Raw genomic sequence first — 15,178 nt, 5'->3', positions numbered from 1 at the left:
GACATAGCAGTACCTGGTGGCCAGGGCGTTCACGGCAGTCGATCAACGAATACTGTTCGCGAACACTCCCAGCCGCCCCCGAATAAAAGCGCCGATGATCGGTGCAAATGAGGGCATTATGAGCAAGACCAACGAATCCTTGATGCAACGTCGTATCGCCGCCGTCCCACGTGGCGTTGGCCAGATCCACCCGATCTTCGTTGAAAGCGCGAAGAACTCGACCGTGATCGACGTTGAAGGCCGCGAACTGATCGACTTCGCTGGCGGCATCGCTGTACTGAATACCGGCCACCTGCACCCGAAAGTGGTTGCAGCCGTGCAAGAGCAGCTGACCAAAGTCAGCCACACCTGCTTCCAGGTGCTGGCCTACGAACCCTACGTAGAGCTGTGCGAAAAAATCAACAAGCTGGTTCCAGGCGACTTCGAGAAGAAGACCCTGCTGGTCACCTCCGGCTCCGAAGCCGTTGAAAACGCCGTGAAGATCGCCCGTGCCGCCACCGGCCGCGCTGGTGTGATCGCCTTCACCGGCGGCTACCACGGCCGTACCATGATGACCCTGGGCCTGACCGGCAAGGTTGTGCCGTACTCTGCTGGCATGGGCCTGATGCCAGGCGGCATCTTCCGCGCTCTGTTCCCGAGCGAGCTGCACGGTGTCAGCGTTGACGACGCCATCGCTTCGGTCGAGCGCATCTTCAAGAATGATGCCGAGCCGCGCGACATCGCCGCGATCATCCTCGAGCCGGTGCAAGGCGAAGGCGGTTTCCTGCCAGCGCCGAAAGAGCTGATGAAGCGCCTGCGCGAGCTGTGCGACAAGCACGGCATCCTGCTGATCGCCGACGAAGTACAGACCGGCGCTGGCCGTACCGGCACCTTCTTCGCCATGGAACAGATGGGCGTCGCGCCTGACCTGACCACCTTCGCCAAATCCATCGCTGGCGGCTTCCCGCTGGCCGGTGTTTGCGGCAAGGCCGAGTACATGGATGCCATCGCCCCGGGCGGCCTGGGCGGCACCTACGCCGGTTCGCCGATCGCCTGCGCCGCGGCTCTGGCCGTTATCCAGGTGTTCGAGGAAGAGAAGCTGCTGGACCGCAGCAAAGCTGTCGGTGAGCGCCTGACCGCTGGCCTGCGCCAGATCCAGGAAAAGCACCCGATCATCGGCGACGTCCGTGGTATGGGCTCGATGATCGCTGTGGAAGTTTTCGAAAAAGGCACCCACACCCCGAACGCCGCCGCTGTTGCGCAAGTAGTCGCCAAGGCACGCGACAAGGGTCTGATCCTGCTGTCCTGCGGCACCTACGGTAACGTTCTGCGTATCCTGGTTCCGCTGACCGCCGAAGACGCACTGCTGGACAAAGGCCTGGCCATCATCGAAGAGTGCTTCGCTGAACTCGCTTGATGTGACGCGCTTCATAAAAAAACCCGCCTAGGCGGGTTTTTTTTGTGCCCAACAAAGGCCCGTGGCGCTATGGTTGTTGCAGGACTTGCCTTGGAAGCTGCAACGGATTGCGTGTCAGGGATATTCAGGAGTTGGCCATGAACGCTGCAGACCCCACCCCACCTAGCGTACTGATTGCCGAAGGCGACCCTTGGGTACGCGACATGCTGCGTGAGATGCTGCTCAGCGTGCGCTGCGATGCCCGGCTGCAGGTGTGCGCCGATGGCTCGCAAGCGCTCTCGGCGTTGGCCAGCAAGCCCGACCTGATCATCGCCGCCCGCGAACTGACCGGCGTCGATGGCCTTGACCTGCTGCGCAAGGTGCGCGCCAAAGGCTCGGGATTGCCGTTCATCCTTATCAGTAGTCACAGTGACAGCGCCAGCGTGCGCGAGGCACTGCCGTTGCGACCTACGGCGTACCTGAGCAAGCCGCTGAACATGGAAAAACTGCGCAAGAGCCTGGAAGAACTGCTGCTGGCCGTGGGCGAACAGATTGCTTGCCCTGTGCCGCCATTGAAGCCCGGTGCCAGCCTGCCGGCCTACCTCGAGCAGCGCCGCGCCACCGCCGACGGCGGCCCATTGTTCGCCGATGTGCAATTGGCGATCAAGCGCGCACTCAACCCACAGGGGTTGGACCTCAAGGTCCTTGAAGAGGAGGTGCGCAACGATCCCCAGGTTACCGCCGTGCTGATCGCTGCGGCCAACAGCGCTTCCCTGCACCGCGACGCACCGGTGCAAACGTTGCTGCAAGCGCTGAACAAGCTTGGCAGTACCCAGAGCATGAACCTGATGCTTGGCTTGACCCTCAAACGCAGTGCGCGCTTGAGCGATCCGCTGCTGGCACAGCCTGCGGCGCATTTCTGGAACCTGTCGCTGCACACTGCCGAGTACGCTCGCACCCTGGCGCGCATGCTCGAACTGGACGCTGAACGCTGCTATTGCGCCGGGCTGCTGCACTGCCTGGGTGATTTGGCGGTGCTGCGTTCTCTGCAGGAGTGGCGTCTGGCCGGTGGTGAGCTGAACGAGGACCTTGTGCAGTCTTCACTCAAAGAATTCGGCGCAGCATTCGGCTCGGCACTGCGTACTCGCTGGCGCCTGCCGTTGAACCTGCGTGAGCTGATTGCGGCGATCTACCAGCTGGGTGGCGGTGTGTATTCGCGGGAAATTCTGGCCATGAATCTGGCTGGCCAATTATCGCGATTGTCGGCAGACCAGGGGGTGGAAAAGGTCGCCGACAGCAAGACCGCACGCTTGCTCAAGGTTGGGTTGCCGGAGTTGAGCCGGTTGCGCAGGGTGGATAACTCGTTGGTCAAACCGCAGGAGCAGGTCAAAGCTCCGGTCGTTGAGATCAGGGATGAAGAGCCGCCAGTTGCAGAACCAGAGGCCTCTTCATAGGACTCATGTGGGAGCGGGCTTGCCCCGCGAAAAAAGCACCGCAGTGGAGGGCACCGGCTTCGCCGGTGTTCGCGGGGCAAGCCCGCTCCCACAGGGATTTTGGCCTTTTGATCCTTAACTGCTGACGATCTGATTCTTCCCCTGCCGCTTGGCCCGGTACATCGCTTCGTCAGCCCGAGCAAACAAGGTATCCAGCGATTCATCCTCATCGCCAAGCCCGGTCAGCCCCTGGCTTACCGTCACCCCATACACCTGCTCGCCATGGCTGAAACTCAGCCGCTGGATTTCACGTTGCAGGCGCTCGGCGATCTGTTCCGCGACCTGCGCCGTGCAGCCTGGGAACACCGCCGCAAATTCCTCTCCGCCAATGCGCCCGAACAGGTCGCCCCGCCGTAGCACGGCTTTACCGGCGTCGGCGATGCGTTGCAGGACCTGATCGCCTTCCTGATGGCCGTAGCTGTCGTTGATCTGCTTGAAGTCGTCGATGTCCAGCAGCAGGAAGGCCAACGGGGTGCCCTCGTCACGGGCGCTGTCGAAGGCCTGTTGGGCGCATTCGAAGAAGTGTCGGCGGTTGCTGCTCTGGGTCAGCACATCGGTGGTGGCCAGGCGTTGCAGTTCACCTTCGAGCTGCTTCTTTTCGGTGATGTCCTCGGCAATACCGACGATGATCACCCGGTCGCCTTCGCGTTGCTGGTTGATGTAGCACTTGTCGCTCAGCCAGCGCACCTGGCCGCTGGCGTTGATGATGCGGTATTCGCGGTCTTCCACGGCGCCTTTGACCAGCACCTGGGCCAGGCTGCGTTCGGCGTACTCCAGGTCGTCGGGGTAGATGCTGTCGCGCCACTCGTTGAAGTCGGCCAGCACCTGGCTGGCCGGGCGGCCGAAAATGCGCTCGTAGGCGGGGCTGACGTAGAGCACCTGGCGGGTTTCCCAGTCAAAGGCCCAGAGCACCGCATTGACGCTGTCGAGCAACGAGCTGTAGAGCTGTTCACGTTCGCTGAGGCGGGCGACTTCGCCTTGCGCATGCAGCAAGGCCAGCAAGGTTTGGGCAGCTTCAGGAGGGGCGTTGCCGGGCAGTGGTGAATGGGTGTTCTTGGCCATGTGCACGGAGCGGATCTCGACGGGGGAGCGTGCGGCCACAGACCGGCCCGCCACGCGGGCGATGTGCCGGGTTTGAGTCAGTTTTCAGGGGGGAAGTTCCGGCGGGCACGCCCTGTTGCAGGGCGTGCCGATCAACGGCGATCAGGCGCCGGTTGGGCGCAGGGAGTAGGTTTTCAGTTGCGCGGCGAAGTCGTGCAGGGCATGGATGCCACTGGCCTCAGCCTCGTGCACCCAATCTTTCATGGCGGCGAGCATGTCGTGGCCATTGGCACTGGTACGGGCCCAGATCTGCTGCAGCGCCAGGCGCTTCTCGTAAATGGTCTTCAGTGCCTGGCTTTGCGCGAGCAGCGATTCGATACGCACATGATGGCGGTCTTCGAGCAGGCTGGTTTCCCGCGACAGCAGGCGCTTGGCGCGACGGAAACGGTGGCTCACCGAGGCATCGAGCTTGGCCAGCTCCTGTTTGACCAACGGCCCGATCACCAGCTTGCGGTACTGGGCCATGATCTGGAAGCGGTTGTTGAGAATCGCCATGGCGGTGTCCATGTCCAGGCTGGCCTTGCCTTCGACGCGGTGGGCGATGGGCGCCACACGTTGCACCTTGGCCAGGCGCAGCAGGCACAGCAGGCGTATCCACGCCCAGCCCATGTCGAACTCCCAGCGCTTGACCGACAGCTTGGCGGAGTTGGGGTAGGTGTGGTGATTGTTGTGCAGTTCTTCGCCGCCGATGATGATGCCCCACGGCACCAGGTTGGTGGCGGCGTCGCGGCATTCGAAGTTGCGATAGCCCAACGCATGCCCCAGGCCGTTGACCACACCGGCCGCCCAGAACGGAATCCACATCATCTGCACCGCCCAGATGGTGATACCTATGGTGCCGAACAGCAGCAGGTCGATCACCGCCATCAAGGCGATGCCGCCCAGCTTGTAGCGCGAATAGAGGTTGCGCTCGATCCAGTCTTCCGGGCAGTTCTTGCCGTAGATGCGCAGGGTTTCGGGGTTACGCGCTTCTTCGCGGTACAGCTCGGCACCTTTGCGCAACACCGTGCTCAGGCCCTTGTGTACTGGGCTATGCGGGTCGTCCGGGGTTTCGCACTTGGCGTGGTGCTTGCGGTGAATGGCAGTCCACTCGCGGGTGTTCTGCGCCGTGGTCAGCCACAGCCAGAAGCGGAAAAAATGCTTGAGCGCGCCGTTGAGCTCCAGCGCGCGGTGCGCGGAGTAGCGGTGCAGGTAGATGGTAACGCTGACGATGGTCACGTGAGTCATCAGCAGGGTAACGCCAACCAGTTGCCAGGCCGACAAATCGAGCAGACCGTTGTACCACATAGGTGTCAAAACCCTCGAAGACACAGGGGAAAGTTGTGATTATCCCTTGGCGGGGAAATAAAACCAGTCAGCCTTTCAGATAGGACGTCACGGCATGTTTCTACCTTTATAATGCCCCATCTTTTTTCATGGGCTTTTCCCCCCGACATGATGTCTGTTTCTGTTCGCGAGGCCTTACGCAGAGCTGCAGCTCGAGTGCTCAACTTCATTGGTAGCGGCGTGCAACAGCGTAAAGAGGATCGAGAGCGCCTGCGCATGGCGGCGGCGGTATTCGATTGCACCCTGGAAGGTGTGCTGGTCACCGACCGCCAAGGCCTGATCGTACACGTGAACCGCGCTTTCATGCGCATCACCGGCTACCAGCAGGACGAAGTGCTGGGCCAGCGTCCGAGCAAGTTCAAGTCGGGCCGCCACGGTGTGCCGTTCTATCAACAGATCTACGCCACGCTGGCCGAGAAGGGCGAGTGGAGCGGGGAAATCTGGAACCGGCGCAAGAGCGGTGAAATCTACCCGCAATGGCAGACGATCCGCGCCATTCGCGATGACAACGGCGAGCTTAGCCATTACGTGGCGGTGTTCAGCGACATCAGCGCGATCAAGCATACAGAGCAGGAGCTGGCCTTTCTGGCCCACCACGACCCGCTCACCGGCCTGCCCAACCGCTTACTGTTCAGCGACCGCGTCGAGCAGGCCCTGGCCTCGGCGCAAGCCAACAAGCGCGGATGCGCCCTGTTGCTGCTTGACCTCGACCATTTTCAAAGCATCAACGATGGGCTTGGCCATACCGTCGGTGACCAGTTGCTTAAACTGGCGGGGGAGCGCTTGGCCCAGGTGTTGGGCAATGGCGTGACCCTGGCGCGCCTGGGCGGTGATGAGTTCGGTGTGCTGGCCGAGAATTGTCAGCAAGTCGGCCAAGCCGGCAAGCTGGCGCAGGCGCTGATCGAGCGCATGCGTGAACCGTTCGAATTCGACGGGCATCGGTTGTTCATCAGTGCAAGCGTCGGCATCAGCCTGTTCCCCAGCGATGCGCTGAGCGCCGAGCAGCTGCTGCGCAACGCCGACGCGGCGCTGTTCAAGGCCAAGCACAATGGCCGCGCGTGCTATGCGCTGTACACCGAAGAGCTGACGGCGCACGCGCAGCAGCGGGTGGAAACCGCCGGTGAATTGCGCCACGCGCTGGCCCAGGATGAACTGCGGGTATTCTTCCAGCCGGTCTACGACCTGCTCACCTCGAAAATGGTCGGGGTAGAAGCGCTGGTGCGCTGGCAACATCCACTGCGTGGCCTGGTGCCTCCGACCGAGTTCATCCCCATCGCCGAGCGTACCGGGCTGATTGCCGAGATCGATGCATGGGTGCTACGCGAGGCGTGTCAGCAGATGGTTCGCTGGCAGGCCGATGGGCGCACGCTGGCATTTGTCGCGGTGAATATATCCAGCCGGCTGTTTGGTCAGCGCGAGCTGTACCGGCAGGTCGCTCAGGTGCTGCACGAAACCGGCCTGGCGCCGGGGCTGCTGGAGCTGGAGGTGACCGAGAGTGCGGTGATGGAAGACCCGGAGGTTGCGCTGGAACAGTTGCACCGCTTGCGCGAGCTGGGCCTGAGCCTGGCCATCGATGACTTTGGCACTGGGTATTCGTCGTTGCTGCGGCTCAAACGCCTGCCGGTGCAGAAGCTGAAGATCGACCAGGGCTTCGTCGCCGGGCTGCCGATGGATGACGACGACATCGCCATCGTGCGGGTGATCATTGCCCTGGCGCACAGCATGGGCATGCAGGTGCATGCCGAGGGCATCGAGCAAGCGGAGCAGGCCAGGTTTCTGCTGGAGCAGCAGTGCCAGCTGGGGCAGGGGTACTGGTTTGGGCGGCCGGTGCCGGCTGGGGAGCTGCGCTGGGGCTGAGGGCCTCTTCGCGGGGCAAGCCCGCTCCCACAAGTTGGACTGCCCCCAAGAAGTTGGACACCAATCCAACCCTTGGGGGATCTATGGGCAAGTACACCGAGCAACTCAAGCTCACCGCGATTGCAGCCTATCTGGATGGCAGCGATGGTTTCCGAAAAGTAGCCCGCCACTTCGGCGTCGACTTCAGTTTGCTACGCCGATGGGTCGCCAGTCATGAGGCTGGAGCCAGTACCGGCAATCGCTCATCTGGACACCGCTACAGCGACGACTTCAAGCGCCGGGTGCTGACGTACATGCACGAGCATCGTCTCTCGTTGCGCCAAGCGGCGGCTCACTTTGATCTCGGACAGTCTTCGCAGATAGGCATCTGGCAACGGCGGTACTACAGTGGTAGCCCCGCAGCGCCCACTGCCGCCAAAAGTAAGCCTACCGCCGTGCCCAAGAAAATTAAGCCAATAAAGCCCACCGATACCAACGACGAGGTAAAAAGCCGAGAGCAGTTGTTGTCTGAACTCGAATACCTGCGCATGGAGAACGATGTCCTAAAGGAATTAAAGGCTCTGCGGGAGGAAAAGGAACGAAGACAGACGAAAAAGTCCTGATCGTCTGCAAATTCAAGCGCCGATACCCTTTACCTGACCTGTTACGGCTGGTCGAGTTGGCGCGCAGCACCTTCTACTATCAGGTCAAAAGCCAGCAGAAGCCGGACAAGCATGCCGCGCTCAAAGAGCAGATACAGCAGGTTTATCACGAGCATAAAAAGCTCTACGGCTATCGCCGTGTGGCGCTCGCGATCCGAAAGGGTGGGACGTTGGTCAACAAAAAGGTCGTTGAGCGATTGATGGCTGAGCTCGGCCTGCATTCGGTCGTGCGACCCAAGAAATACCGTTCTTATCGGGGCGCTGTGGGCAAGGTGGCAATGAATCTTTTAGAGCGTAACTTCGTGGCTCAACGGCCCAACCAGAAATGGGTGACCGATGTCACTGAGTTCAAAGTCGCCGATCAGAAGCTCTATCTCTCACCCGTGATGGACCTGTACAACGCCGAGATCGTGGCCTACGAAATGGCCAACCGCCCGCGTTACAGCCTGGTTGGAGACATGCTGGACAAGGCGCTGGATGGCTTGGGAGAGAAGCCAAAGCTGGTGATCCACTCAGACCAGGGCTGGCACTATCAGCAGCCCCAATACCGACGTAAACTCTACCTGCGCGGGGTGAAGCAGAGCATGTCGCGCAAAGGTAATTGCCTCGACAACGCGGCTATGGAAAGCTTCTTCGGTACGCTCAAATCTGAGTTTTTCTATCTGAAGCGGTTTGAAAGCGTTGAAGAACTGAAAGCAGGTCTGGATGAGTACATTCACTACTACAACCATGACCGCATCAAGCTAAGGCTTAACGGCCTGAGCCCTGTCGAGTACAGGACTCAGGTTGCTAGCTGAAACTGTCCAACTTTTCGGGGGCAGTCCAAGTACAGCACAAGCCTTGAGGGCAAAAATGTACCTGTGGCAGCGGGCTTGACCCGCGAAAGACTCACCGCTTGTTCAACCCTTTCGCCAGCCTGTCCCCACCCAGCTGAATCACCGCCACCAACGCCACCAGCATGGCAATCACGGTCAGCATGATCTGGCTGTCGAACCGCTGGTACCCATACCGATAGGCAATATCCCCAAGCCCCCCGGCACCGATCGCACCGGCCATGGCCGAGGAGTTGATCAGCGTCACCAGGGTAATGGTGAACCCGCCAACGATCCCCGGCAGTGCCTCGGGCAACAGCACATGCCAGACGATGTGCCAGCGCCGGCAGCCCATGGCCTGTGCGGCCTCCACCAAACCATGGTCGACCTCGCGCAAGCTCACTTCGGCAATCCGTGCGAAGAACGGCGTGGCAGCGATGGTCAGCGGTACGACAGCGGCCCAGACGCCGTAGGTGGTGCCGACCACCAGGCGAGTGAAGGGGATCAGTGCGACCATCAGGATCAGGAACGGGATCGAGCGGAACAGATTGACGAAGGCGCCGAGCACCCGGTTCAGCAGGGGCGCCTCGAAGATGCCGCCTTTGTCGCTGGTGACCAGCAGCACCGCCATCGGCACGCCCAGCAGCAGTGCGATCAGCGACGACACGCCGACCATCAGCAGGGTATCGAGCAAGCCTTCGAGCAAGCGATCAAACCACATGGCCCAGTACCTCCACGTCTTCGGCCCAGCGGCGGGCGCGTTCCAGCAATTGATGGGTGTCGTGCGGCGAGCCCTGAATCGACAGGATCAGCTGGCCGAGCGCGTGCTCGCCGATGGTTTCCACGCCGCCCTGGAGCAAGCGCACACGGCCGCCCAGGTCACTGAACAGGTCGGACAACGCGGGTTCGCCGAGCACGGTCAGCTTGAGTACCACCGCACTGTCGCGGCCCACCGGGCTGGCCCGCAGGTTTGCCTGCAAAGCCGCAGGCAGCTTGGCCTGCAACGGCGCCAGCAGGGTGCGGGTGACGTCATGCCGCGGCGAGCCGAATACCCGCCAGACGTCGCCCTGTTCGACCACTTCGCCGCGCTCCAATACCACCACGCGGTGGCAGATATCGCGGATCACCGCCATCTCGTGGGTAATCAACACCACCGTCAGGCCCAAGCGCTGGTTGATGTCGCGCAGCAGTTCGAGAATCGATGCGGTGGTTTCCGGGTCCAGCGCCGAGGTGGCCTCGTCGCACAGCAAGATTTCGGGGTCGTGCACCAGCGCTCGGGCGATGCCGACTCGCTGCTTCTGCCCACCCGACAGTTGTGCCGGGTATACATGATGCTTTTCCTGCAGGCCGACCAGCTCCAGCAAGGCGCTGACCTTGCGCTGGCGCTCGGCCTTGGCCACGCCGGCCACCTTCAGTGGCAGTTCGACGTTCTGCCACACGGTCTTGGCCGACATCAGGTTGAAATGCTGGAAGATCATGCCGATGCGCCGGCGCAGCGCCACCAGGCGGTCTTCATCGAACGGCGCGATGTCCACCTGGTCGATCAGCACCCGGCCCTGGCTGGGTTGCTCCAGGCGATTGATGGTGCGTAGCAGCGACGATTTGCCGGCGCCGCTGCGGCCGATGATGCCGAAGATCTCGCCACGGCGGATATTCAGGTCGATACCCTGCAGTGCCGGCTGCGCCTGGCCCGGGTAGGTCTTGCCGAGGCCGACGAAGCGCACATGGGCTTGGTTGACCTCCGGGCGCAAGACCTGCTCCCGAGCCGGTGGCGGCGCGGTTTGAGCGGTGGGCGCCTTGAGGGCGCTGGCCTGGCTCATGTCAGCCTTCCCAACCGGCTTGATAGAGGCTGCCATGGGCCTTGTTCAGCGCTTCGCGCACGGCGGGCGAATGCTGGTAGATGTCGACGAACTTGGCCAGGCGCGGGTCGTCCTTGCTCTGCGGGCGGATCACGAACTGGATCACATATTCCTTGTTTTCCAGGCCGTCGAACAGCAACGCCGAAGTGGCATCGAAGGTCTTGGCCAGGCGGATGTAGGCCGGGTAGCCCTGCACCAGGTCGGCGTCGTCGTAGGCGCGGACCAGCTGCACGGCCTCGACCTGAAGGATTTTCAGCTTCTTCGGGTTGGCGACGATGTCATCCTCGGTGGCCTTGTAGCCGACACCAGGTTTGAGCGTGATCAGCCCGGCCTTGGCCAGCAACTGCAGGCCACGGCCACTGTTGATCGGGTCGTTGGCGATGGCCACGCTGGCGCCTTCGGGCAGTTCGGCAAAGCTTTTGTATTGCTTCGAATAGAGGCCGACGTTGTTGATGATGCCGGGAGCGAACGGCACCAGGTTGAAGCCGGCCGCGGCCTTGGCGTTCTCCAGGAACGGGATGTGCTGGAAGTAGTTCACGTCGATGTCGCCGCTGTTGAGGCTGACGTTTGGGGCTATCCAGTCACTGAATTCGATCAGCTTCACTTCCAGGCCTTGCTTGTGCGCTTCTTCCACCGCGGCTTCCAGCGGGATGGCGAAGGCCGAGGTCGTACCGATTTTCAGCGGCTCGGCAGCGGATGCGCCGCCGGCGAGGCCGAGGGTGACGGCGATGGCCGCGACGGGCCGGAACAGTTTCTCAAGCATGGTGTGCAACTCCAGTCGTGGCAGGGGGAGAGGTGTGGCGATGGGCCGAGCCGGGGTGGTCGGCCGGCAGGTGTGGGTGGTCGCTCTGGAACAGCTTTTCGCGCAGAGTGCCGTCGGCGTAGGCGGTCTTGTAGCGGCCACGCTGTTGCAGGTGCGGGACCACCAGGTCGATGAAGTCTTCAAAGCTTTCCGGGGTGACGGTGCGGGTCAGGTTGAAACCGTCCAGGCCGGTTTCGTCGATCCAGGCGATCAACTGTTCGGCAACCTGTTCGGGCGCGCCGACCAGGGTCACGTAGCGCCCGCCGAGGGCGTGCTGTTCCAGCAGGCGGCGGCGGGTCCAGGCGTTTTCCTGCAATTGGCGGGTGGCCGACTGGATAGCGTTGCCCTGGCTGGCGCCGATTGGCTCGTCCAGTTCGAAAGCGGCAAAGTCGATGCCGGTGGAGGCGGCGAAGTGCGCAACGCCCGCTTCCGGGCTGGCATGGCGCAGGTACTCGGCGTACTTGGCCTGGGCCTGCTGCTCGGTGGGCGCGACGATGACCGTGATGCCCATGAACACCTTGACCGCCTGGGGATTGCGGCCGGCCGCCTGGGCAGCGGCGCGCACCTTGTCGACCTGGGCGCGGGTGGCGGCTTTGTCCTGGCCGCTGATGAACACGCATTCGGCATGGTTGCCGGCGAAAGTCAGGCCGCGTGGCGAGCTGCCAGCCTGGAACAGCACCGGGGTGCGTTGCGGCGAGGGTTCGCACAGGTGGTAACCCTCGACTTTGTAGAACTCGCCATGGTGCTGGACCTTGCGCACTTTTTCCGGCTCGGCGTACACCCGCCGCTCGCGGTCTTCGACCACCGCATCGTCGGCCCAGCTGCCTTCAAGGAGTTTGTACAGCACCTGCAGGTACTCATCAGCCTGATCGTAGCGGCGGTCATGTTCCGGCTGCTGCTCCAGGCCCATGGCGCGGGCGGCGCTGTCGAGGTAGCCGGTGACGATGTTCCAGCCGACCCGGCCGTTGCTCAGGTGGTCGAGCGTGGACAGGCGCCGGGCGAACAGGTATGGCGTCTCGTAGGTGAGGTTGGCGGTGAGGCCGAAACCGAGGTGGCGGGTGACGGCGGCCATGGCCGAGACCAGCAACAGCGGGTCGTTGACTGGCAGCTGGATCGACTCTTTCAGGGTCACGTCCAGCGACTGGCCGTAGACGTCGTAGGTGCCGACGATGTCGGCGATGAACAGGCCGTCGAACAGCCCACGCTCCAGCAATCGTGCCAGGTCGGTCCAGTAGCTGAGGGTCTTGTACTGGGTCGAGGTGTCGCGTGGGTGGGTCCACAGGCCATGGTTGATGTGCCCGATGCAGTTCATGTTGAAGGCATTGAGGAGGATTTGCTTAGGCATCAGATGGTCCCCCGGCGCGGTGGGTTTTCTGCATTGAGGTAGTAATTGCCGATGGCGTGGTACTTCCAGCGCACCGGGTCGTGCAGGGTGTGCACGCGGGCGTTGCGCCAGTGGCGGTCGAGGTTGTGCTCGGCCAGTGTGGCCTGGCTGCCGGCCAGCTCGAACAGCGTGGTGCCAGCGGCGAGGGATATCTCGGTGCTGATCGCGCGGGCTTCGGCGACGGCGATGGAAGCGGCGGCGACGGTATCGGCGTTGCTGTCGGCCTGGGCGCGGTCGAGGTAAACCCCAGCGCGTTCGAGCAAGGCCTCGGCGGCGTGCAGGCGAATCGTCAGGTGGCCGAAGCTCTTCAAGGTCAGCGGGTCTTCGCTGGCCTTGTCCAGGCCGGAGTCGACCCACGGCCTGCTGCGTGTGCGCACGAAGTGCAGGGCATCTTCATAGGCGGCCCGGGCGATGCCGGTGTCGATGGCGGCGTGAAGGATCTGCGCCAGCGGGCCGACCGGGGTAGGGCGCTCGAAGGCCGATTGGAACGGCACCACGTCGTCGGCGCGGACGAATACGTTGTCGAACACCACCGAACCGCTGCCGGTGGTGCGCTGGCCAAATCCGCTCCAGTCGTCGATCACCTGCAGGCCTTGGCTATCGGCGGGAACGAAGGCCAGCTGCTGCACGCCCTGTTCATCGATCACCGAGGTCGGGATGCGTTGGGCGTAGAGGGCGCCGGTGGCGTAGAACTTGCGACCGTTGATGCGGTAGCCGTCGCCTTCGCGGGTCAGCCGCGTGGTGCGGTCGTGGGCGGTCTTGGTGCCCAGTTCGGCCAGGGCGTTGCCCAAGCGCTGGCCGGCCAGAACTTCGGCGTAGAGGCGTTGCTGTTGTTCGGAGCTGCCGTTTACCCGCAGGACTTCCAGGGCGTAGAAGTGGTTTTGCGGGATTTGGCCAAGGGAGGCATCTGCTTGCGCGATGCGGGCGATGACCTGGGCCAGGGTGACGTTGGATACGCCGGCGCCGCCGAAAGCCTTGGGCACGCTGATGGCCCAGAGGCCTGATTGGGTGAACAGGTCGAGTTCGGCGTGCGGCAAGCGGCGCTCGCGGTCGCGCAGGGCGCTGTCGCGGCGCAGTTGCTGGGCGATTTCTTCGGCGATGGCCAGGGCTTGGGTGTCGCTGGTGATTAGTGTTGTCGTCATGGTGTTCTCCAGACCGCTGGGGCCGCTGTGCGGCCCATTCGCGGGGCAAGCCCGCTCCCACAGTGACGGCACACTCCTCGAAATTGTGGGAGCGGGTTTGCCCGCGAATGGGCTGCAAAGCAGCCCCAAAAGGCCAAAATTCAGATCCAGGAATGCCGCGCAGGCAGGGTGCCGTTCAGGTAGTAAGCGCCGACCGCGTGGTACTTCCAGCGCACCGGGTCGTGTAGCGTGTGCACCCGGGCATTGCGCCAGTGGCGGTCGAGGTTGAACTCGGCCAGGGTGGCGCGGCTGCCAGCGAGCTCGAACAGCTTCTCGCTGGCCTGCAGCGAGATCTCGGTGGTCAACACCTTGGCTTCGGCCACAGCGATCGAGGCTCGCGCGGCGGCGGCAGCATCGATCGGCCCGGCATTGACCTCGTCGAGCACCCGCGCCGCCTTTTGCAGCAGCGCTTCGGCAGCATGCAGTTCGAGCTTCAGGTGGCCGATGTCGGCAATCACGTAGGGATCGTCGCTGGCACGCTCGACATTGGCGTCTACCCAAGGGCGGGATTTTTCGCGCACGAAACGGATGGCATCTTCAATGGCTGCCTCGGCGATACCGGCATCGATGGCGGCCTGGATCAGCTGTGACCCGGCGCCCTGGATGTTCGGCGTATCACGCTGGCGCCAGTTGTCGATCACCAGGTCCGCATCGACTGGCACCTGGTCCAGCAGCACGGTGCCGCTGGCGGTGGTGCGTTGGCCGAAACCGGACCAGTCGTCAACGATGCGCAGCCCCGGCGCGCCGCGACGGACGAAGGCCAGGCGCTGACGGCCCTCGTCGTCCAGCGCCTTGACCGCGACCCAGTGGGCGAACAATGCCCCGGTGGAGTAGAACTTCTCACCGCTGATGCGATAGCCGTCGCCGTTGCGGGTGATCCTGGCCTTGAGCGTCAGGGTGTCCTTGCTGCCGCGCTCTGGCCCGGCGTTGCCGATGCGCCAGCCGTCGAGAACGCTGCGAAAGATCAGCGCCTGCTGCGCCTCGGTGGCGGTCAGGCGCAGCAGTTGCAGCATGCCGAACTGGTTTTGCGGAATTTGCCCCAGGGCCGGGTCGGCGGCGCTGATCAGGCGGAACACTTCGGCGATGGTGGCGAACGAAACATCGGGGCCGCCGTGGGCCTTGGGCACGCTGATGCTGCCCAGGCCGCTGCGCGTGAACTGCTCGATTTCGGCCCAGGGCAGCTTGCGTTGCTGGTCGCGCCGGGACGCTTGCGCGCGGGCGCTCTCGGCAAGCTCGCGGGCCGCTTGCAGGGCTTCGGCGTCGTTGCGCAGGACCTTGGCCGGCAGCAGCAGGGGCGAGCTGTCGAGGTCGCTGTGGAATGGGATTTTTGGCAGGGTGGACATCAGT

At 63.0% G+C, this 15,178-nt stretch carries 12 protein-coding genes; 4 read left to right on the top strand and 8 right to left on the bottom strand.

Translation table 11 applies throughout. The annotated features are described in order from the left end of the window. Positions 1–118: 118 nt before the first annotated feature. Positions 119–1,396 (top strand): 4-aminobutyrate--2-oxoglutarate transaminase, encoded by a 1,278-nt coding sequence (gabT, locus tag ACZ6YA_RS03490; RefSeq protein ID WP_465895478.1) that lies wholly within the window; start codon positions 119–121, stop codon positions 1,394–1,396. A gap of 137 nt (positions 1,397–1,533) precedes the next feature. After that, positions 1,534–2,829, top strand: coding sequence for an HDOD domain-containing protein (locus ACZ6YA_RS03485; RefSeq protein WP_465895477.1), 1,296 nt, complete (start codon positions 1,534–1,536; stop codon positions 2,827–2,829). A 114-nt stretch (positions 2,830–2,943) separates the two neighbouring features. Here ACZ6YA_RS03485 and ACZ6YA_RS03480 read toward each other — a convergent pair whose 3' ends face one another. Continuing rightward, positions 2,944–3,930, bottom strand: a complete 987-nt coding sequence (locus ACZ6YA_RS03480; RefSeq protein ID WP_465895925.1) for a GGDEF domain-containing protein — start codon at positions 3,928–3,930, stop codon at positions 2,944–2,946. Positions 3,931–4,071: 141 nt separating this feature from the next. After that, a complete protein-coding gene (gene desA / locus ACZ6YA_RS03475; protein WP_465895476.1) occupies positions 4,072–5,256 on the bottom strand; it encodes a delta-9 fatty acid desaturase DesA in 1,185 nt (394 codons plus the stop codon). 147 nt (positions 5,257–5,403) lie between these two features. Here desA and dibA point away from each other — a divergent pair, with 147 nt between their 5' ends. Both dibA and ACZ6YA_RS03465 read left to right on the top strand, forming a co-directional pair. Then, positions 5,404–7,152, top strand: coding sequence for a phosphodiesterase DibA (dibA, locus tag ACZ6YA_RS03470; RefSeq protein WP_465895475.1), 1,749 nt, complete (start codon positions 5,404–5,406; stop codon positions 7,150–7,152). Positions 7,153–7,235: 83 nt separating this feature from the next. Next, positions 7,236–8,590, top strand: a protein-coding gene (locus ACZ6YA_RS03465) for an IS3 family transposase (protein WP_465895474.1) whose coding sequence is annotated in 2 segments (ribosomal slippage) — positions 7,236–7,728 and positions 7,728–8,590 — 1,356 coding nt in all. Because the reading frame shifts where the segments join, the coding sequence is not laid out codon by codon here. Between the two features lie 91 nt (positions 8,591–8,681). On the opposite strand, the gene ACZ6YA_RS03460 is transcribed toward ACZ6YA_RS03465, so the two are convergent. From ACZ6YA_RS03460 to ACZ6YA_RS03435, 6 genes are all read right to left on the bottom strand, one after another. Then, the gene (locus ACZ6YA_RS03460) at positions 8,682–9,326 is read right to left on the bottom strand and encodes a methionine ABC transporter permease (protein ID WP_465895471.1); all 645 of its coding nucleotides are present in this window, start codon (positions 9,324–9,326) and stop codon (positions 8,682–8,684) included. Further along, positions 9,316–10,425, bottom strand: a complete 1,110-nt coding sequence (locus tag ACZ6YA_RS03455) for a methionine ABC transporter ATP-binding protein (protein ID WP_465895469.1) — start codon at positions 10,423–10,425, stop codon at positions 9,316–9,318. Before ACZ6YA_RS03455 ends, ACZ6YA_RS03460 begins: the two co-directional genes overlap by 11 nt. A 1-nt stretch (position 10,426) precedes the next feature. Further along, positions 10,427–11,227 (bottom strand): MetQ/NlpA family ABC transporter substrate-binding protein, encoded by an 801-nt coding sequence (locus ACZ6YA_RS03450; protein WP_465895468.1) that lies wholly within the window; start codon positions 11,225–11,227, stop codon positions 10,427–10,429. After that, positions 11,220–12,611, bottom strand: coding sequence for an LLM class flavin-dependent oxidoreductase (locus ACZ6YA_RS03445; protein WP_465895467.1), 1,392 nt, complete (start codon positions 12,609–12,611; stop codon positions 11,220–11,222). Before ACZ6YA_RS03445 ends, ACZ6YA_RS03450 begins: the two co-directional genes overlap by 8 nt. Then, positions 12,611–13,792, bottom strand: coding sequence for an SfnB family sulfur acquisition oxidoreductase (locus ACZ6YA_RS03440; protein ID WP_465895466.1), 1,182 nt, complete (start codon positions 13,790–13,792; stop codon positions 12,611–12,613). Before ACZ6YA_RS03440 ends, ACZ6YA_RS03445 begins: the two co-directional genes overlap by 1 nt. 140 nt (positions 13,793–13,932) lie before the next feature. Then, on the bottom strand, positions 13,933–15,174 hold the full coding sequence (locus ACZ6YA_RS03435; RefSeq protein WP_465895465.1) for an SfnB family sulfur acquisition oxidoreductase: 1,242 nt from the start codon (positions 15,172–15,174) through the stop codon (positions 13,933–13,935). Positions 15,175–15,178 lie beyond the last annotated feature (4 nt).

The organism is Pseudomonas sp. NPDC090752, assembly GCF_055584805.1.
This window is presented reverse-complemented; position numbering and strand designations above follow the sequence as displayed.